This window comes from Aeromonas sp. S15(2024) (assembly GCF_041402265.1).
Lineage (GTDB): Bacteria > Pseudomonadota > Gammaproteobacteria > Enterobacterales > Aeromonadaceae > Aeromonas > Aeromonas dhakensis.
Map to the genome: position 1 here is coordinate 160,642 of NZ_JBGLQY010000008.1, position 19,596 is coordinate 180,237.

The 19,596-nt window shown below is 59.0% G+C and carries 13 protein-coding genes; 4 read left to right on the forward strand and 9 right to left on the reverse strand.

What is annotated here, in order from left to right; genetic code table 11:
* From ACB033_RS16635 to ACB033_RS16645, 3 genes are all read right to left on the reverse strand, one after another.
* Window positions 1-1,272, reverse strand: coding sequence for a YeaH/YhbH family protein (locus ACB033_RS16635; RefSeq protein WP_010634123.1), 1,272 nt, complete (start codon window positions 1,270-1,272; stop codon window positions 1-3).
* A gap of 23 nt (window positions 1,273-1,295) precedes the next feature.
* The gene (locus ACB033_RS16640) at window positions 1,296-3,218 is read right to left on the reverse strand and encodes a PrkA family serine protein kinase (protein ID WP_005300364.1); all 1,923 of its coding nucleotides are present in this window, start codon (window positions 3,216-3,218) and stop codon (window positions 1,296-1,298) included.
* Window positions 3,219-3,784: 566 nt separating this feature from the next.
* Window positions 3,785-5,713 carry an ATP-dependent DNA helicase RecQ gene (locus tag ACB033_RS16645; protein ID WP_139724284.1) on the reverse strand — a complete coding sequence of 643 codons (1,929 nt, stop codon included), beginning with the start codon at window positions 5,711-5,713 and terminating at the stop codon, window positions 3,785-3,787.
* A 339-nt stretch (window positions 5,714-6,052) separates the two neighbouring features.
* On the opposite strand from ACB033_RS16645, the gene sstT reads away from it, so the two are divergent.
* Complete coding sequence (sstT, locus tag ACB033_RS16650) at window positions 6,053-7,303, forward strand: serine/threonine transporter SstT (protein WP_010634121.1); 1,251 nt, start codon at window positions 6,053-6,055, stop codon at window positions 7,301-7,303.
* Window positions 7,304-7,740: 437 nt separating this feature from the next.
* On the opposite strand, the gene ACB033_RS16655 is transcribed toward sstT, so the two are convergent.
* The 3 genes from ACB033_RS16655 to pabB form a co-directional block, all read right to left on the reverse strand.
* Window positions 7,741-9,039, reverse strand: a complete 1,299-nt coding sequence (locus tag ACB033_RS16655) for a serine/threonine transporter (protein ID WP_024941547.1) — start codon at window positions 9,037-9,039, stop codon at window positions 7,741-7,743.
* 216 nt (window positions 9,040-9,255) lie between these two features.
* On the reverse strand, window positions 9,256-9,822 hold the full coding sequence (locus tag ACB033_RS16660; RefSeq protein WP_139724286.1) for a CoA pyrophosphatase: 567 nt from the start codon (window positions 9,820-9,822) through the stop codon (window positions 9,256-9,258).
* A gap of 51 nt (window positions 9,823-9,873) precedes the next feature.
* Window positions 9,874-11,208, reverse strand: coding sequence for an aminodeoxychorismate synthase component 1 (gene pabB / locus ACB033_RS16665; RefSeq protein ID WP_162519799.1), 1,335 nt, complete (start codon window positions 11,206-11,208; stop codon window positions 9,874-9,876).
* Window positions 11,209-11,455: 247 nt separating this feature from the next.
* Here pabB and ACB033_RS16670 point away from each other — a divergent pair, with 247 nt between their 5' ends.
* The gene (locus ACB033_RS16670; RefSeq protein ID WP_005300383.1) at window positions 11,456-12,979 is read left to right on the forward strand and encodes a fumarate hydratase; all 1,524 of its coding nucleotides are present in this window, start codon (window positions 11,456-11,458) and stop codon (window positions 12,977-12,979) included.
* A gap of 437 nt (window positions 12,980-13,416) precedes the next feature.
* On the opposite strand, the gene ACB033_RS16675 is transcribed toward ACB033_RS16670, so the two are convergent.
* Window positions 13,417-13,902, reverse strand: a complete 486-nt coding sequence (locus tag ACB033_RS16675; RefSeq protein WP_139724288.1) for a cell division inhibitor — start codon at window positions 13,900-13,902, stop codon at window positions 13,417-13,419.
* Window positions 13,903-14,135: 233 nt separating this feature from the next.
* Between ACB033_RS16675 and ACB033_RS16680 the strand changes: the two genes are divergently transcribed.
* Both ACB033_RS16680 and ACB033_RS16685 read left to right on the forward strand, forming a co-directional pair.
* The gene (locus ACB033_RS16680; protein WP_005300391.1) at window positions 14,136-14,333 is read left to right on the forward strand and encodes a DUF4250 domain-containing protein; all 198 of its coding nucleotides are present in this window, start codon (window positions 14,136-14,138) and stop codon (window positions 14,331-14,333) included.
* Window positions 14,334-14,717: 384 nt separating this feature from the next.
* Window positions 14,718-17,192: a glycogen/starch/alpha-glucan phosphorylase gene (locus ACB033_RS16685; protein ID WP_139724292.1), complete on the forward strand. Its 2,475-nt coding sequence runs from the start codon at window positions 14,718-14,720 to the stop codon at window positions 17,190-17,192.
* Window positions 17,193-17,541: 349 nt separating this feature from the next.
* Here ACB033_RS16685 and ACB033_RS16690 read toward each other — a convergent pair whose 3' ends face one another.
* Together ACB033_RS16690 and trxC are read right to left on the reverse strand one after the other, a co-directional pair.
* Window positions 17,542-18,930, reverse strand: coding sequence for a DASS family sodium-coupled anion symporter (locus ACB033_RS16690; RefSeq protein ID WP_005300397.1), 1,389 nt, complete (start codon window positions 18,928-18,930; stop codon window positions 17,542-17,544).
* A gap of 154 nt (window positions 18,931-19,084) precedes the next feature.
* Window positions 19,085-19,525: a thioredoxin TrxC gene (trxC, locus tag ACB033_RS16695; RefSeq protein WP_017782654.1), complete on the reverse strand. Its 441-nt coding sequence runs from the start codon at window positions 19,523-19,525 to the stop codon at window positions 19,085-19,087.
* Between the last annotated feature and the right edge of the window lie 71 nt (window positions 19,526-19,596).

The window sequence follows — 19,596 nt, forward strand, 5'->3', positions numbered from 1 at the left end:
TCAAGCCGCTTGCTTCTTGAACAGCTCCCGGAATACCGGATAGATATCCTCGACCTTGCGAATATGCTCCATCGCGAAGTGGGGGAACTGGCTGGCGACCGACTCATACTCGTGCCACAGGGTCTGGTGAGCACGGGTGGTGATCTCGATGTAGGAGTAGTACCGCACCCGCGGCATGATGTCCCGCACCAGGATCTCCCGGCACTGCGGCGAGTCGTCGGCCCAGTTGTCACCATCTGACGCCTGTGCAGCATAGATGTTCCACTGGTTGGCGGGGTAACGTTCGTTGATGATGTCGTTCATCATCTTGAGCGCACTGGAGACGATGGTGCCGCCCGTCTCCTGGGAGTAGAAAAATTCGTGCTCGTCCACTTCCTTGGCCTGGGTGTGGTGACGGATGTAGACCACTTCGACGTTCTTGTAGGTCCGGCTCAGGAACAGATAGAGCAGGATATAGAAACGCTTGGCCATCTCCTTGGTGGCCTGATCCATGGAGCCTGACACGTCCATCAGGCAGAACATCACCGCCTGGCTGGAAGGCACGGGCCGTTTGACGAAATTGTTGAACTTGAGATCGAAGGTGTCGATAAAGGGCACCGCATCGATCCGTCTCTTCAGCTCACGGATCTCTTTTTCGAGCTGGGCCATCTCCGCAAAGTGTTCGGTGGGATCGGCGGCCAACAGGGCGAGACGATCCTCCAGTTCGTGCAGCTGGCGTTTCTTGCCTGCCTGCAGCGCCATGCGGCGGGCCAGCGAGTTTTGCAGTGAACGCACCACGTTGATGTTGGCGGGCACCCCGTTGGAGGTGTAACCCGCCCGGTAGGTTTTGACTTCCATCAGCTGATTGAGCTGGGTTTTTTGCAGCCTCGGCAGTTCCAGATCTTCAAACAGCAGGTCCAGATACTCATCCTTGGATATCTGGAAGACGAAGTCGTCCGCCCCCTCTCCCTGGTTGGAAGCCTGCCCTTCGCCAGAGCCCTGACCGCCACCTCCTCCCTTGGGGCGGTCAATCTTGTCGCCGGAGACGAATTGGTCGTTGCCGGGGTGCACCATCTCCCGTTTACCGCCTTGCCCCTGATGGAAATGGGGCTCGCCGATGTCCTTGGTCGGGATGCTGATGCTCTCGCCGGTATCCACGTCCTGAATGCTGCGCTTGGAGACAGCATCAGAGACCGCTTGTTTGATCTGCTTCTTGTAGCGGCGAATGAAGCGCTGCCGATTGACAGCGCTTTTGTTTTTGCCGTTGAGCCTGCGGTCGATAAAATGCGCCATAACTCCCCCTTGAACAGTCAGGGTCAGGATGACTTGCGTACCCTGAGATACCACTCGGAGAGCAGACGCACCTGTTTGCGGGTGTAGCCTTTCTCCATCATCCGTTCGACAAAGTTATCGTGCTTCTTCTGCTCCTCGGCCGAGGTTTTGCTGTTGAAGGAGATAACCGGCAGCAGCTCTTCCGTGTTGGAGAACATCTTCTTCTCGATCACGGTGCGCAGCTTCTCGTAACTGGTCCAGTTGGGGTTACGGCCTGCATTGTTGGCGCGGGCACGCAGCACGAAGTTGACGATTTCGTTGCGGAAATCCTTCGGATTGCTGATCCCGGCGGGTTTTTCAATTTTCTCCAGCTCGCTGTTGAGGGAGGCGCGGTCAAACAGCTGGCCGGTCTCGGGGTCACGGTACTCCTGATCCTGGATCCAGAAGTCGGCGTAAGTGACATAGCGATCGAAGATGTTCTGACCGTACTCGGAGTAGGACTCGAGGTAGGCGGTCTGGATCTCCTTGCCGATGAACTCCACGTAGCGCGGGGTCAGATAGCCCTTGATGAACTCAAGGTAGCGGTCGTGCAGCTCCTGCGGGAACTGTTCGCGCTCGATCTGCTGCTCCAGCACATAGAAGAGGTGTACCGGGTTGGCCGCCACTTCCGCGTGATCGAAGTTGAAGACGCGGGAGAGGATCTTGAACGCAAAGCGGGTGGAGAGGCCATTCATCCCCTCGTCGACGCCGGCGTAATCGCGGTACTCCTGATAACTCTTCGCCTTGGGATCGGTGTCTTTGAGGCTTTCGCCATCATAGACCCGCATCTTGGAGTAGATGCTGGAGTTTTCCGGCTCCTTGAGGCGCGACAGCACGGAGAACTGGCCCAGCAGCTCCAGGGTTCCCGGGGCGCACTTGGCATCGGTCAGCTCACTGTTGACCAGCAGCTTCTCGTAGATCTTCACCTCTTCCGACACCCGCAGGCAGTAAGGCACCTTGACGATGTAGACCCGGTCGAGGAACGCCTCGTTGTTCTTGTTGTTGCGGAACTGCTGCCACTCGGATTCGTTGGAGTGAGCCAGCAGGATGCCGTCGAAGGGGAGGGCGGAGAGCCCCTCGGTCCCGTTGTAGTTCCCCTCCTGAGTGGCGGTCAGCAGCGGGTGCAGCACCTTGATGGGCGCCTTGAACATCTCGACGAATTCCATGATCCCCTGATTCGCCTTGCACAGCGCGCCCGAGTAGGAATAGGCGTCGGCGTCATCCTGGGCGAAGTGCTCCAGCATGCGGATGTCCACCTTGCCGACCAGGGAGGAGATGTCCTGGTTGTTGTCGTCGCCCGGTTCTGTCTTGGCGATGGCAATCTGGTCGAGGATGGAGGGGTTGACCTTCTCCACCTTGAACTTGGTGATGTCGCCACCAAACTCGTGCAGCCGCTTGGCGACCCAGGGGGACATGATAGGGCGCAGGTAGCGGCGCGGGATGCCGTACTCTTTTTCCAGCAGCTCGCCATCTTCTTCAATGTCGAACAGGCAGAAGGGGTGATCGTTGACCGGTGACCCCTTGATGCGATAGATAGGCACCTTCTGCATCAGGGATTTGAGTTTTTCTGCCAGCGAGGATTTACCACCACCGACCGGGCCCAGCAGATAGAGGATCTGTTTCTTCTCTTCCAGCCCCTGGGCGGAGTGTTTGAGATAGGAGACGATCTGTTCGATGGCCTCTTCCATGCCGTAGAAGTCTTTGAAGGCGGGATAGCGTGCCACGACGCGGTTGGAAAAAAGACGACTGAGTCTGGGATTGGCAGAGGTGTCGACCATCTCAGGCTCACCGATGGCGGTCAGCAGACGTTCGGCGGCGGAGGCGTAGCAGGACTTGTCCTGCTTACACATATCCAGGAACTCCTGGATGCTGTATTCCTCTTCCCTGGCTTTCTCATATCGCTGTTGATAATGCTCGAAGATGCCCATAACTTTGCCCTCGTTATAGTCGCTTACCCTGAAAAGAGTGGATCACTACTTTTGTTCTGTTTACCTCATTAAGCCTAGTCAACAGCCCCCAGTAATCCATCACCAACTATTGGTTTAAATTTGCAAGGGTACTTCCCGACCCGATGCGGGAAGGCGCAATCAGTGACACACCTATGTTACTGACTGTTAAATTATTTTTGCCATGATAGTGAGGTAAATGTCAAAGACATAAAAAATAAATGTTTGTCAAAAAATGGAAACTGCACCGCATTGTTCCTGGCCGGCTGCCGCAAGCGCAGTCAGGGCAAGGGGGAGCGCGCCACGCAGCAGAAATGGCATTACGTTTACGTGCACGTAAAGTTAATTGTTTGGTGTTTTAGCTCTAATTTTTACATTGACGCTACATTGCGACTGCTCTAGATTGGCCCTGTGTCGGGCAGTCAGCGCTTTAGCAAGAGAGTGGCTGGTTGCCGATACAAAGCTCTGTTTAAGCACGTTTCCGTTGGCTTGACCCTCGCAAATGCGAGGGTCTTATTTTTTCAGCGCAATCGACGCTGTCTGGTGAGCTAGTGATCGTGGTGGAGCGGATAAATGCGGGAAACCGCCGCCAGGACGTCGGCGAAGGGGTGGGATGCCAGCTGGCCAAATCCGGCCAGGCTTTTCGCCTTGACCCGGGTGGTGAGCGGCGTGGCGATGCCGCACAGAAAACGGGTCAGGACGCGCGGATGCCGGGTGTGACACAGGGCCACCAGGGGATCGCACCAGGCTTTTAGCCCCTGTTCATTGGGCAGTGTCCGGCCGGGCAAGGGGGGGAGCTCTGCCACCTCGCCCCGACAGACAGAGCAGTGCCCGCAATGAGTGGGCGCAGCCCGATCGGCAAAGTAGCGTGCCAGTTCATGGCTCAGGCAACTGCTTGAGGTAAAGAAACCCAGCAATGCCTGCAGACGGGCCAGCTCGCTGTGTTCCTTCTTTTCAAATAAGTTGTGTAGCTCATCGGCCAGGGTTGCCACGTCAACCTCCTGGCGCAGCACCCGGTAAACCTCGGTCATCTGCTTGCTTTCCAGTTCGATCCAGCCCTGCTGCTGCAGGTAGTCCAAGGCCGCCGCCGCGCGGTGCCGCTCCCCCTGATAGCCTTGCCAGAGCGCATCGAAGTCCATGGTGCACCAGCTGCGGGCCTGCGGGGCGCAGGCGAACAGCTGCTCCAGGAACAGGCGTCGCTCCGGATTGAAGCGGGCTAGGATCTCCGCTTTCTCCAGCACGAACTTGAAACGGTACTCGGCAAAGTAGCTGTAGGCCGGGGCTATGATGCCCGCCATCTCCAGATAGACCAGCAGGGTCTTGAGCGGCAGTTGGCGGATGTTGGTCTCATTGGATAGACGCAGCAGGCTGAATTCCCACTCGCTGCCGCTTTGCAGCAGGATTTCGAGCAGCGCGACGATGGCCGAGCGATCCGGAGTGTCGCCATAGACGAAATTCTCCAGCACCGGCAACTGGCTGCGATTGGCCAGCACGATGCAGCGGGAAGGCTGGCCGTCGCGGCCGGCACGGCCTATCTCCTGGCTGTAGTTTTCGATGGACTTGGGCAGATCGTAATGGATCACCCGGCGAATATCGGCCTTGTCGATGCCCATGCCAAAGGCGATGGTGGCCACGATGCAATCCAGCTTGCCGGTCATGAAGTCGTGCTGGATCTGGCTGCGCAAGGTGGCGTCGAGCCCGGCATGATAGGCTCGGGCCCTGATCCCGCGCTGCTGCAACTGGGCGGCACAGGCTTCGGCGGTGTGCTGCAGGGTGACGTAGATGATGGTGGGGGCGGCGGGATCGCGCGCCAGTTCCCCATGCAGCCAGCCATCGCGCGCCTCGGCGGGCAGGGGGACGACGGCCAGGTCCAGGTTGGCGCGATAAAAGCCGGTGACGATGAGCCCGTCATCCTCGATGTCGAATTTGGCCTGCATGTCGGCCATCACGGCCGGGGTGGCGGTGGCTGTCAGCAGCAGCACCTGGGGAATGGCCAGCTCGCGGCGATAGTCAGGCAGCTTGAGGTAGTCGGGGCGAAAGTTGTGGCCCCATTCCGAAATGCAGTGAGCCTCGTCCACCACCAGCATTGACAGTGGCACCTGCTGGATGAAGCGGCGAAAGCGCTCGTTCTTGAGGCGCTCCACCGAGATCATCAGGATTTTGAGCTGGCCGTCGTTGGCCTGCTGCATCACCCGGCGGCTCTCCTCCGCTGTCAAGCTGGAGTCGAGGGTGGCGGCGGCAATCCCCTTGCTGCGCAAAAAGGCGAGCTGATCGTGCATCAGTGCGATCAGGGGGGAGATCACCAGGGTCAGGTGGGGCAGGGCCAGTGCCGGCAACTGATAGCAGAGGGATTTGCCTGAACCGGTGGGGAAGATGGCGGCGGCGTTCTTGCCCGCCAGCAGCCGGCTGATCACCTCTTCCTGTCCTGGCCTCAACCGATCGAAGCCAAAGTGACGGGTCAACAGGGATGAGATCATGGCAAAGGCTCCGCGGCAAAACCGTCATGATACCACCGCCGGGTGGAGGCTGGCGGCCAATCGGGAGGGAAAATGGCATCCATTTGAGCGTTGTTGATATTGTGTTATCTCGGTGTTGTAGATTTTTTGTGAGGCGAAGCGGATATTTTTCAGTGATTCTGTGGAAAAAAGCGGCTGCAGATGGGATATTCCTTGTCCGCAACCCCGTGTGTTTCCGGACAGGCTCGACAGAAGGCTTGCCGGGGCAGACGACGCCAGCCCGTGACATGGGTGTCGCCTGGTGTAGCGGTTGCCAACAGGACTAATGATTCACGCACTTAGGTGCTCAGGGACTATTTGATGACACAACAACACCCCCTCATAAGACTGGTCAACAGCACCAGCCTGGTTAGCCAGATCCTTGTCGGTCTGGTCTTCGGTATCCTCCTTGCCATGTTCATGCCGGAATGGGCCAAAGCGGCGGGTCTGCTCGGCAGCCTGTTCGTCGGCGCCTTGAAGGCGGTGGCGCCGCTGCTGGTCTTCGTACTGGTGATGGCGGCGATCATCGGCCACAAGCAGGGTCAAAAAACCAACATGAAGCCGATCCTGCTGCTCTATCTGCTGGGAACTTTCCTGGCGGCTGCGGTGGCCGTGGTTGCAAGCTTCCTGTTCCCCACCAACCTGCACCTGGTGGCGAACAGTGCCGAGATCACCCCGCCCGGCGGCATCACCGAGGTGCTGCAGACCCTGCTGTTCAACGTGGTGACCAACCCGGTCAAGGCGCTGCTGGACGCCAACTACATCGGCATTCTGGCCTGGGCCATCGGCCTTGGCATCGCCATGCGCCACGCCAGCGAGGGGACCAAAGCGGTGATCACCGACCTGTCCCACGGCGTCTCCACCATTGTGAAAGCGGTGATCCGCTGCGCACCGCTCGGCATTCTGGGTCTGGTCGCCTCCACCCTGGCGGAAACCGGTTTTGAGGCCCTGTTTGGCTATGCCCAACTGCTGGTGGTGCTGATCGGCTGCATGCTGTTCATCGCCTTCGTGGTCAACCCGCTCATCGTGTTCTGGAAGATCCGCCGCAACCCCTATCCGCTGGTGCTGACCTGCCTGAAAGAGAGCGGCGTCACCGCCTTCTTCACCCGCAGCTCAGCCGCCAACATCCCGGTCAACATGACGCTGTGCGAAAAACTGCGTCTGCCGGAGGATACCTACGCGGTTTCCATCCCGCTGGGCGCCACCATCAACATGGCCGGTGCGGCCATCACCATTACCGTGCTCTCCATGGCGGCGGTCCACACCCTGGGGATGGACGTGGATCCGGCGACGGCCATTCTGCTCTCCGTGGTTGCGACCGTCAGTGCCTGCGGCGCCTCCGGTGTGGCTGGCGGCTCCCTGCTGCTGATCCCGCTGGCATGCAGCCTGTTTGGCATCAGCAACGACATCGCCATGCAGGTGGTGGCGGTCGGCTTTATCATCGGCGTGCTGCAGGACTCCGCAGAGACGGCCCTCAACAGCTCCACCGACGTACTGTTCACCGCCGCGGCCTGCATGGCCGAAGATGAGACCCTGCTGGACATCTCGCCGGTGCCCAACAGCGAAGCCTGATAGCCGTATCTTCCTATCACAACGACAACGCCCTCATTCGAGGGCGTTTTTTATTGCCGCCCGGATGGGGCGGGTAGCTGTCGTGACTCCTGGCAACCCTCCCGGCAAACAGAGCAGAAGGCTTCACGACCTGAAACCCGGCAGCCGTCACTGAGTCGGGATGAAGGGGGCGAGCGTGGAAGAGGGAAGACTTTGCCGTCTCGGGTAATGCGGGCAGGAGTTGATCGGCTTGACGGCGGCTCGATACACCATCCCGAGCAGGGTGGGTCGTCAGAGCGAAAACGTGAGCAGGCATGGCCGGGTTGTTGTGGCTTACCAGCCAACTCGCTCTCAAGGGAGCATCTCTTTTTGCCTCGCGAAGATCTGCAATCAGCCCTGCACCATAAAAAAATGCCAGCCGGTTACCCGGCTGGCATTGTTGCTGGTCTCTGTCAGTGTCAGCCGATCAGCTGGTAGAGAATGGCGGAGATGGCAGTCATCCCCATCAGGGCCACGAAGACGTTGCTGATGTGGCCCTGATACTTCGCCATGGCCGGCACGCGCTTGATGGCGTACATCGGCATGATGAACAGGATGGTGGCGATGATGGGGCCGCCCATCGACTCGATCATGCCGAGGATGGAGGGGTTGATCACAGCTGTGCCCCACAGGGTCAGGATGAAGAAGGCGATGATGAAGATCTCGACCTTCTTGTGGTTCGGCTCCTTGCCTGACTTGCGCAGGTTCTGGACGATCATCCCCTTCAGGCCTTCACGGGCACCCAGGTAGTGGCCGAAGAAGGAGGAGACGATGGCCACGAACGCCACCAGCGGACCGAAGTAGGAGATGATGGGGCTTGAGTGCTGGTTGGCCAGGTAGGAGAGCACGGCAATGTTCTGGGACTTGGCCTCGGCCAGCTGTGCCGGGGTCAGGCTCATCACGCAGGAGAAGACGAAGAACATCACGAAACCGAGCAGGATGGTCGCGGTGCGCTTGAGGATGGCGTCAGACTTCTCGACCGCCTGCTCGCCGTGATCGCGACGCTGGGCCAGGGAGAAGCTGGAGATGGCCGGGCTGTGGTTGAAGGAGAACACCAGCACCGGGATGGTCAGCCACAGGGTAATGGCAAAGTCCTTGCCGGACGGCACCTGGGAGAGGGCGGCACCGGTCCAGTCCGGGATCAGGTAGAAGGAGATCCCCACCAGGATGGCGATGAGCGGGTAGACCAGGAACTCGGTCACTTTGAGCATCAGCTTCTCGCCAGCCAGCATCACCGACATCATGCCCATGATCAGCACGATGGAGAGGATCCAGCGCGGCGGCGCCGCCATCTGCAGCTGGTTGACCATGAAGCTTTCCACGGTATTGGTGATGCCCACCCCGTAGATCAGCACGATGGGGTAGATGGCGAAGAAGTAGAGCAGGGTGATTAATTTGCCGGCACCCACGCCGAAGTGCTCTTCCACCACTTCCGTGATGTCTGCATTGGGTTTGCTTGACGAGAGCACGAAGCGGGCGAGGCCGCGGTGTGCCAGATAGGTCATGGGGCCGACCAGCAGCGCCATGACCACCAGCGGCCAGAAGCCGCCCATGCCGGCGTTGATGGGCAGGAACAGGATGCCGGCGCCGACGGCGGTGCCGAACAGGCTGATTACCCAGCGAGTGTCTTGTTTGGTCCAACCACGCGATTGGACTGAGCGGGTTCCTTGCTCCTGTGAGGTCGCAACATCCTGTGCGCCGGTGACAGTATTAGACATGTGTCTCACCCCTGAATTGTGGTTTTTATAGAATCGGCGCAAGGATACGGGTTTTTTAATCAAAAATGTTGATCAAATTCACCTTTATGGGACTGAAAACCGCACTCTTTTATGGAAATGTGATCGAAAGAAGAATTAATCAATTATTTTTTATAAAATACCACGTTATTTTAGTGTTAACGCATGAATATTGCACAGCCATTTGTTGGCAATATGTTATCTGGAGAGTTGCCGTGACAGCTGGCGGATCATGCTGGCGGTTGCGCCCCAGATAAAATGGTCCTGCCAGGGGATCCAGTAGATGGTATGCAGGTGATCGGCTCTGGGAATGGTCAGGGCGATATGGTGGCGCGGATCCAGCAGGTGGTTGAGCGGCACTTCGAAGGCCTGGTCGACCTCGTCCCGGCTCAGGGTGAGCTGATAGTCGGCCGCCACCAGTCCCAGCACCGGCAGCACGTCATATTGCGAGACGGTGTTGAGGGGAGCGAGGGTGCCAAGCACCTCTATCTGGGCCGGGACTATGCCGAGCTCTTCCTGGGTTTCCCGCAGCGCCGTGTGGATCAGATCCCGGTCGTCGAGATCCTGCCTGCCACCGGGGAAGCTTATCTGTCCCGCATGGTGGCGCAGGTGCGGGCTGCGCCGGGTCAGCAGCAATTGCAGGCCGTCGGCCCGTTCAACCAGCGGCAGCAGCACGGCGGCGGGCTTGAGCCCGGCCACCGTCAGCCGGTGAGCGGGGGCGGGGCGTTGCAACAAAAAGCGGGTCAGCAGTTCGGCTCGTTCCATCTCGATTCTTCTTCACTCCTTCAAATCGCTGAGATCCATTTTGTCAGGTTTTCAACGCAGTGCGTCCAGCAGCGGCAGGATGCGGGCCACCTTGTCATAGGTCTCCTGATATTCGTCGTCCACGTCGGAGTCGGCGATGACGCCGCCGCCAGCCCAGCAGTGGAGCTGGCCCTGTGCGGCGATCAGGGTGCGGATGCAGATGCTGGTGTCCATCCGGCCGTGCTGGCTGAGGTAGCCGATGCTGCCGCAGTAGGCGTTGCGCCGCTGGGGCTCCAGCTCCTCGATGATCTCCATGGCCCGGATCTTGGGGGCGCCTGTGATGGAGCCACCGGGGAAGCAGGCGCGCAGCAGATCCACTCCTTGCCAGCGGTCATCCAGTTCGCCGTGAATGGTGGAGACCAGGTGGTGCACCGCCGGAAAGGATTCCACCGCAAACAGGCTGGGCACGTTGACCGAACCGGGCCGGCTCACCCGGCCGATGTCGTTGCGCAGCAGATCCACGATCATCAGATTTTCCGATCTGTCCTTGTCGGCCTCCGCCAGCTCGCGGGCACTGGCCTGATCCAGCGCAGGATCGGCCAGCCGCGGACGAGTGCCCTTGATGGGTTTGGTCTCGATGTGGCGCTGGTCGAGCAGCAGGAAACGCTCGGGCGAGAGGCTCAGGATGGCCCCTTGCGGCAAGCGCAGGAAGGCCGAGAAGGGGGCGCGGTTGGCCCGTGACAACGCCTGGTAAGCCTGCCACTCGTCACCTCGATAGGGGGCGCTGAAACGCTGGGTCAGGTTGATTTGATAGCAATCCCCTGCCGCCAGATAGGCCTGCACCCGGGCAAATTTGTCGCCATATTCGGCGCGGCTCATGTTGCTGCGCCAAGCGCCTGCAAGAGCGAAGGGGTCTGCGGCAAGCTCGTGTTGTGCCTCCAGCCACTGCAGCCGGCGGGCAAGGCCGGCCTCGTCGCCCCAGTGCACCAGCTGCCATTTGCCCGTTGCCACCTCCCGCAGCAGGGCCCAGTCATAGATGCCGACCGCCATGTCAGGGATGGTGACGTCGCGGGCGGCCAGGTTCGGCAGACGCTCGAAGCGGCGGCCCAGATCATAGCCAAACAGGCCGAGCGCCCCGCCGATGAAGGGCAGGGGGGGCGCTTGAGTGGTGATCTCTCCCAGCAGGTCGCGCTGGCACCGGGCCAGCAAGGTCAGCGGATCATCTTCACTGGACTCGTGTTGCTCTCCCTGCTCGATGCGGGTCAGCGCCCCGTCGGTCTGCAGGGTGGCCAGCGGATCGGCGGTGATGATGTCAAAGCGGTTGTCCGCACCCAGCGGGCCGGCGGATCCCAGCAACATGGCCCAGGGCAGGTGGTGAAGGCGGGCGAACAGCGCATGGAGCGCCATCTGGTGTTCAAAATGGTGGATATGCAGCGTTGGTTTCATTTTTTGTTACACAGGCAACAGTTTGCAGCCTGCTCCCTAGCCGGTACGGGGTGGCAAGCGTATCATAGGCGCCGGAATTTTTAGAAAAAACGCGCCGTTGTCTTATCGGGCAGACAGGCAGACCGCCTGGCACCACCCCACCGAAGCACGGCTCATATGGAAGCCCTTGCTCCAACCAACACGGGAGACAAGGACCAGTGAGGATGATATGAGCATCATTAAAAAACAGGATTTTATCGATTCCATCGCCGACGCCCTGCAGTACATCTCCTACTACCACCCCCTCGATTTCGTGCATGCCGCCAAGGCTGCCTATGACCGGGAGATCAACCCGGCCGCCAAGGATGCCCTGGCCCAGATCCTGATCAACTCCCGCATGTCCGCCGAAGGCCATCGTCCGCTCTGCCAGGATACCGGCATCGTCACCTGCTTCGTCAAGATCGGCATGCAGGTGCAGTGGGACAGCGACATGACGGTGCAGGAGATGGTGGATGAAGGGACGCGCCGCGCCTACACCAATCCGGACAACCCGCTGCGCGCCTCCGTGCTGGCCGACCCCGCCGGCAGCCGCAAGAACACCAAAGACAACGCCCCGGCCGTGGTGCACATCGACATGATCCCGGGCAACAAGGTGGAAGTGAGTATCGCGGCCAAGGGCGGCGGCTCCGAGAACAAATCCAAGATGGTGATGCTCAACCCCTCCGACGACGTCGTCGAGTGGGTGCTGAAAACCGTGCCGACCATGGGGGCCGGCTGGTGTCCGCCCGGCATGCTGGGCATCGGCATCGGCGGTACTGCCGAGAAGGCGGCCGTGCTGGCCAAGGAAGCGCTGATGGAGCACATCGACATCCAGGAGCTGATCGCCCGTGGTCCAAAGACCACAGAGGAGAAGCTGCGGGTCGAGCTCTACGACAAGGTCAACAAGCTCGGCATCGGTGCCCAGGGCCTCGGCGGCCTCACGACCGTGCTGGACGTGAAGGTGAAGTCCGCCCCGACCCATGCCGCCTCCAAGCCGGTGGTGATGATCCCCAACTGCGCGGCCACCCGCCATGTCCATTTCGAGCTGGATGGTTCCGGCCCGGCCGAACTGACCCCGCCGAAACTGGAAGATTGGCCGGAGATCACCCGCTCGGCCGGCGGCAACGTGCGCCGGGTCAATGTCGACGGCATCACCAAGGCAGAGCTCGCCAGCTGGAAGAGCGGAGATACCGTGCTGCTCTCCGGCAAGATCCTCACCGGTCGCGATGCCGCTCACAAGCGCATTGCCGACATGTTGAAAAAAGGTGAGGGGCTGCCGGAAGGGGTCGATTTCACCAACCGCTTCATCTATTACGTGGGCCCGGTCGATGCCGTGCGTGACGAAGTGGTCGGCCCGGCCGGCCCGACCACCTCCACCCGGATGGACAAGTTTACCGACATGATGCTGGGGGAAACCGGCCTCATCGGCATGATCGGCAAGTCCGAGCGGGGCCCCAAGACGGTCGAGAGCATCAAGCAGCACCAGGCCGTCTATCTGATGGCCGTCGGTGGTGCCGCCTATCTGGTGGCCAAGGCCATCAAGAAGGCGCGGGTGGTGGCCTTCGCCGATCTGGGCATGGAGGCCATCTATGAGTTCGAAGTCGAGGACATGCCGGTAACCGTGGCGGTCGACTCCCAGGGCAACAATATCCACGAGACCGGGCCGGCCTACTGGTCTGCCAAGATTGCCGAGCTCGATGGCAAGCTGGCGTGAGTTGAAGATGTCTGAGGGCTGTTCACCTGCGGTATGGAGACGGGTCTTTATGCCCTGAGTGAACGGGTGCGATGCGCGACTGCCATGGATGTGGCCGTCATGCAGCCTCAGCCATAACAAACAAAACGAAGGCGACCCCAGGGTCGCCTTTTCTTTTCGTCTGCGTGTCAGTCGTGCGAATTTGAACTGCCAACTGCCAACTGCCAACTGCCAACTGCCAACTGCCAACTGCCAACTGCTGCTCTCTGTGCGTGGTGCACAAGGCTGTCAACGCTGGAGCCCAGGTCCGTCATTCGGCTGGCGTCTCTTCACCCTTGCCACTGTTGTCTGGTAGCAAGGGCTCTTATTACTCGGTGATTGGCAAATGATTCATCACCCAATTCAAAAACCGCTGTCAAATCAACCTAACCGCATGTCTTCTCACACGATTGGGTGGATCAGTGATTGAGATAAACATCCTGTCCGCCATAGACCAGCGAGCCACCATGAGCGGGGGAGGAGGCGACTGGCTCGAAGAAACGGGTCAATACGCCATAGCGTTGCCCCAGCGTGCTCAGCTTGGCCCGATCCAGCGTGACCTGTTCCGGCAGCCAGGTCAGCACGGCGGCGCAGCGGCCGTTGCCCAGACTCTGCTCCAGCGTGGATTGCCAGTTCTTGATCTTGGGGCTGTGTACCACCAGTACCCGAGCCGGATTGATCCCCTGTGCCTGCAACTGCTTGGCCACGGGCAGACCGGGTGGCGCGATGAGCAGGATCCAGCCAGTGTCACCCTGGCTCAAGCGCACCAGCTCATCGAGCAATGGCGGCTCCCGGGTGAGGCTCGCAGAGTGGCGATATTCGTCCTGCTTGCCTTGATGGCGGGTGGGCCAGGGGCTGCTCATGCTGGCGACGGAGACAAGGGTGTGGCTCATGGGCTGGCTCATATGTTTTCCTGTATGAATAACCATGCTGTATGTGTATACAGTAGTTGTTGTTCGCAGCAGTGACAAGCCGTTTGTGGCCAAAAATGTGATCTGAACGGTAATGAAAGAAGTTAACTAATTGATTTTAAAGTATATAAACTTCAATCTTGAGGTGGGTGTTTTTCAGGCTATGGACAAAGCGGGCAGGGGCGCCCATGGTTATACAGTATGTCCTGTACAGAGGAGAGATGAGGATGGACGTCAGCACCTTGCAACGACTGGATGCCAATATCCTGCTCGGGATCATCAATGAGAAGCTGCGGCTGGAGTGCGATGGGCTGGAGGAATTGCTGGCCTATTACGACATGACGGAAGACCAGCTTGCCACCCGCCTGTTGCAGATTGGCTACCACTACGATCCCATGAGCAACCAGTTCAAGGCTCACGGTTGAGCGGCGAACACTCCCCGAATGGCACTGTTCTATTTTTTCATGAATGGCGCACATTGAAATCGTTTTCAATGTGCGCTGAATTTTCAGCTATTTTCATGGATTTTCAGCGCTTGGCAATCATTGAAAACCTATTCATGAATTTATATTTTCAACTCAAGATTAAGGTTTTGATTTTAAAGGAAATGATGGGTTTGTATTTGCAGGTTTCAGGAAAGGGTTTTCAAACTTGAACTGTCATTTTTATACGTTAAAGTGTGACTTGCGTTAACTTTTCAAGCTGCGGCTTTAGCTAGTATGCCCACGCCGGAACATATTCTCAGATAACAACAGCACCGGTCCCTGATGGGATAACAATTTATTATTCTGTAACGAAGGAAATGGTTTATGGCTACCAAGAAGAAGACAGACCAGGATCTCCAACTGGATAAAGATCAGCTCAAGGCGAGTATCGTGCGTCACCTGCGTTCTACCTTGGGTACAAGCGAACAGAAAGCCTCGCCAGAAGCGTGGTGGAAAGCAACCGCAGCCGCCGTCAACGAACAGGTGTACGAGCGCCTGACCCGCACTCAGCAGACTCACTTCAAGAAAGATACTCGTGCAATTCACTATCTCTCTGCTGAATTCCTGATGGGGCGCCTGACCTCCAACAACCTGCACAACCTCTCCCTGTACAAGATTTGCGAAGAGGCGTTGGGCGAACTCGGTCTGGAACTGACCGATCTGTGTGAACAAGAGCCCGACATGGCACTCGGTAACGGCGGCCTGGGCCGTCTGGCCGCCTGCTTCATCGATTCGCTGGCGACCCTGAACTACCCGGCGGTCGGCTATGGCATCCACTATGAGCACGGCCTGTTCCGTCAGGAAATTCAGGATGGCCGTCAGATTGAGCGTCCGGACTCCTGGCGCGAATATGGCAACCCCTGGGAGATCTGTCGCCCGGAATCGGTGCAGGAGATCCCGCTCTACGGTTACGTGGAGACCGTCTTTGGCGACAACGGTGGCCTCAAGAAGGTGTGGCACGCCGGTCGCAAGATCAAAGGGGTGCCTTGGGATATCCCGGTAGTCGGTTTTGGCGGTCATACCGTCAACATCCTGCGCCTGTGGGAGTCTCGCGCCTCCGAGTTTTTTGACTGGGACGTGTTCAACGCCGGTGGTTATATCGACTCCCAGGCGGAAAAAGCCCAGGCCGAGACCATCTCCAAAGTGCTCTATCCGAATGACGAGACCGATGCGGGCAAAGAGCTGCGCCTGATCCAGCAGTACTTCTTCTGTGCCTGCTCCATCAAGGACATCATGCGTCGCTACAAGCGGGTGCATGGCGCCGATTTCAGCAACTTTGCCGCCCAGATTGCCATTCAGCTCAACGATACCCACCCCACCGTCGCCATCCCCGAACTGATGCGGGTGCTGGTGGATGAAGAGGGGCTGACCTGGGAAGCGGCCTGGGCCATCAGCTACCAGGTGTTCTCCTACACCAACCACACCCTGCTGCCGGAAGCGCTGGAGAAGTGGTCGGTCAGCCTGTTCGAGAAGGTGCTGCCGCGCCATCTCGAGATCATTTACGAAATCAACGCCCGTTTCCTGGGCGAGCTGGTGGAGCCCAAGTGGCCGGGCAACGACGCCATCAAGGCCAAGCTCTCCATCATCGAAGAGGGAGCGGTGCGCAAGGTGCGCATGGGCAACCTGTGTGTTATCGGCTCCTCCAAGGTGAACGGCGTGGCCGAGATCCACTCCAAGCTGGTGAAGGAAGATCTCTTCCCCGAGTATGCCGAGCTGTGGCCCGAGAAGATGTGCAACGTCACCAACGGCGTGACTCCGCGTCGCTGGCTGCTGGCCTGCAACCCGGAACTGGCCGAACTCTACAACGAAGTGGTGGGCAAGGAGTGGCCGCTGCAACTGGACAAGCTGCGCAGCGTCACCAAGTTTGCCGACGACAAGGCCTTCCAGAAGCAGTTCATGACCATCAAGCGCCACAACAAGGAGAAGCTGGTCAAGGTCATCAAGGCGGAAACCGGTATCGAGGTCAGTGCCGAGGCGATCTTCGACGTCCAGATCAAGCGTCTGCACGAGTACAAGCGCCAGCAACTGAACCTCATCCACATCATGGCGCTCTATCGTCGTCTGCTGGCCAACCCCGACTACGACATGTATCCGCGGGTGTTCATCTTCGGCTCCAAGGCGGCGCCTGGTTACAAGCTGGCCAAGGACATCATCTACGCCATCAACAAGCTGGCGGAGCGGGTCAACAATGACACCCGCATTCAGGGCAAGCTGAAAGTGGTGTTCATGCCGAACTACCGGGTGAGCCTGGCCGAGAAGCTGATCCCGGCGGCCGACGTCTCCGAGCAGATCTCCACTGCCGGTTATGAAGCCTCCGGTACCGGCAACATGAAGATGGCCCTGAACGGTGCCATCACCATAGGTACCCTGGACGGCGCCAACATCGAGATCGCCGAAGAGGCGGGGGCCGAGAACTGCGCCATCTTCGGTCTGAACGTGGACGAGGTGAAGGCACTGAAGGGGCGTGGTTACAACCCTTATGACTTCTACTACGCCAACTCCGAGCTCAAAGCGGTGCTGGACTGGTTTGATACCGACTACTTCACGCCGGGTCGTCCGGGTGAGCTCTCCTCCATCAAGCGCTCCTTGCTGGAAGGGGGGGATCCCTACCTGACGCTGGCCGATTTTGCCTCCTACTCGGAAGCACACAAGCTGATCGATACTTGGTATCGGGATCCGGCACTGTGGGCCAAGAAGGCCATCATCAACTCGGCCACCATGGGCAAGTTCAACTCCGACCGCTCCATCCAGGACTATGTGGATCGGATTTGGAACCTGAAGCCCTGCAGCATCGGCTGACAAGAGAGCAAACCCAGACCCCCGCCATGCGGGGGTTTTTTATTGGGCATGGGCGACGTTGGTTGTGTGAACTCGGGAGAAAAGTAGACTGCCCGACTGCCCGACTGCCCGACTGCCCGACTGCCCGACTGCCCGACTGCCCGACTGCCCGACTGCCCGACTGCCCGACTGCCCATTGCCCATTGCCACCCTCTGCATACAGTTCTGCTATTTGAGGACGTGTGACATCGAATGAGGGGGGGGCTGAGGGCGGGAGAAAAAGGTGTGCACTCGAGAATCGGCAGGCAAGTGAGACAATAAAAAAGGCCCCGTCAGGGGCCTTGGTATTCGGCATATCAGTGAATATGTCTCAGTGCAGTATGTCGCCCATGAAGTAGGCGAGCATGGTCAGAATGACGGTGAAGACCAGGTTCAGCACCAGGCCGGCCCGCATCATCTCACGTTGTTTGATGTAACCGCTGGCGAACACGATGGCGTTGGGCGGGGTGGCCACCGGCAGCATGAAGGCGCAGGAGGCGCCGACGGCGATCAGCACGGAAACGACGATGGGGGAGACACCCAGCGCCTCGGCGACCCCGGCAAACAGCGGCACCAGCAGGGCGGCGGTGGCGGTGTTGGAGACCAGCTCGGTCAGGAACACCACGAACGCGGCCAGGCAGAGCAGGATGATGAAGATAGGCATGGTGGCCAGACCGTTGGAGAGGTGTTCCGCCAGGAAGGCGTTGGCGCCGGTCTGCTTCAGGATGGCGCTTAAGGTGAGGCCACCGCCGAACAGCATCAGCACGCCCCAGTCGGTGTTCTGGTTGATGTCATCCCAGCTGGCCACCCGGCTGATGGCAATGGCCACGATGGCGCCCATGGCGATCAGGGTATCGAACTGGGGAATGCCCCCCATTGCCTTGGCGATGGGTTGGGAGCCGATCCACAGCAGCACCGTGGTCAGGAAGATGAGCAGGGTGATCTTGCGTTGACCGGTCCACTGAATGGTCACCTTCTCGGTGCTGACCTGATGGGAGAGGTCGGGGCGCGTCACCAGATACAGCAGGCCGATGCCCACCGGCATGAAGATGAGCACCACCGGGATGCCGAACTTCATCCAGTCGGTGAAACCCAGCCCCATCTGGGCGGCCGCGATGGCGTTGGGCGGGCTGCCCACCAGGGTGCCGATGCCGCCGATGCTGGCGCTGTAGGCGACCCCCAGCAGGACGAAGACCAGGGTGCGGCGCTCCTTGTGGGCGTCGATGCCTTTGAGCATGCCGAGGGCCAGCGGCATCATCATGGCGGCGGTGGCGGTGTTGCTGATCCACATGGAGAGGGCGGCCGTGATGGTGAAGAGCACGATGGCGGCCCAGCCGAGGTGACCCTTGGCAAGCTGCATCACCTTGGCGGCGATCTGGGTATCCAGCCCTTGTTTGGAGAGGGCTGCAGCCAGTGCGAAGCCGCCGAAGAAGAGAAACAGCACCGGGTTGGCGAAATCCGTCAGGGACTTGCTCATGTCAAACACCCCGAGCAGGGTGGCAAGTACCGGGATGGAGAGGGCCGTGATGGTGATGTTGACTGCTTCGGTCAGCCAGAGAATGGCGATGAAGACCAGTATCCCCAGCCCCTTGTTGACGTTGGGGTCAAACGGCAGCCAGGCGAGCATGGCACAGAGCAGCAGGACATCCAGGATGACGATCCCGGATTTGACGTCCAGCCAGCGTGATGGGGTAGTAGAGGGTACTGCAGATGTGTGCATATCGTTCTCTCGGTTAATTTATGGTTGTTGTTGTGTTGCCGAGATTACATTCATCCCCCCGTTTGAAACAGGGGGATCTGGTCAAAGCATGCCGAGACTCACAGAGTCAAGACAAGTTAAAACATAAATAAAACACAAATTAAACAAATTGGTATCATTTGTGGCTGTTCAGGAAGGAGGCAAGCCACTCCTTGAACAGACTGGGGGGCAGGGAGCCGCTGCGCTGAGCCAGCATCTTGCCCTGCTTGAATACCATCAGGGTGGGGATACTGCGAATGGCGTAGCGGGCCGCGATGGCGGCCTGTTGCTCGGTATCGACCTTGACGAAGCGGATTTTTGGCTCAAGTTCACTGGCAACTTGTTGAAAAACAGGTGAAAATTGAAGGCATGGTCCACACCAGCTGGCCCAGAAGTCGACCACGACCGGGATGTCGGACTGGATCAGGGTATCGAATTGCTGCTCCTGGCCGGTGACCGGGGTGGTGGCGAACAGTCCGCTCTTGCAGCGACCACACTTCGCGTTTGAATCCACCTTCTCCTCAGGCAGGCGGTTCCTGGTGAAGCAATGGCTACAATAGGTAGTGATAAATGACATAATTGATTCCTGTATGCATAAGCCCTGCAACATCTTTATTGCACTGTCAGGGCAGAGTAACGGTAACATAG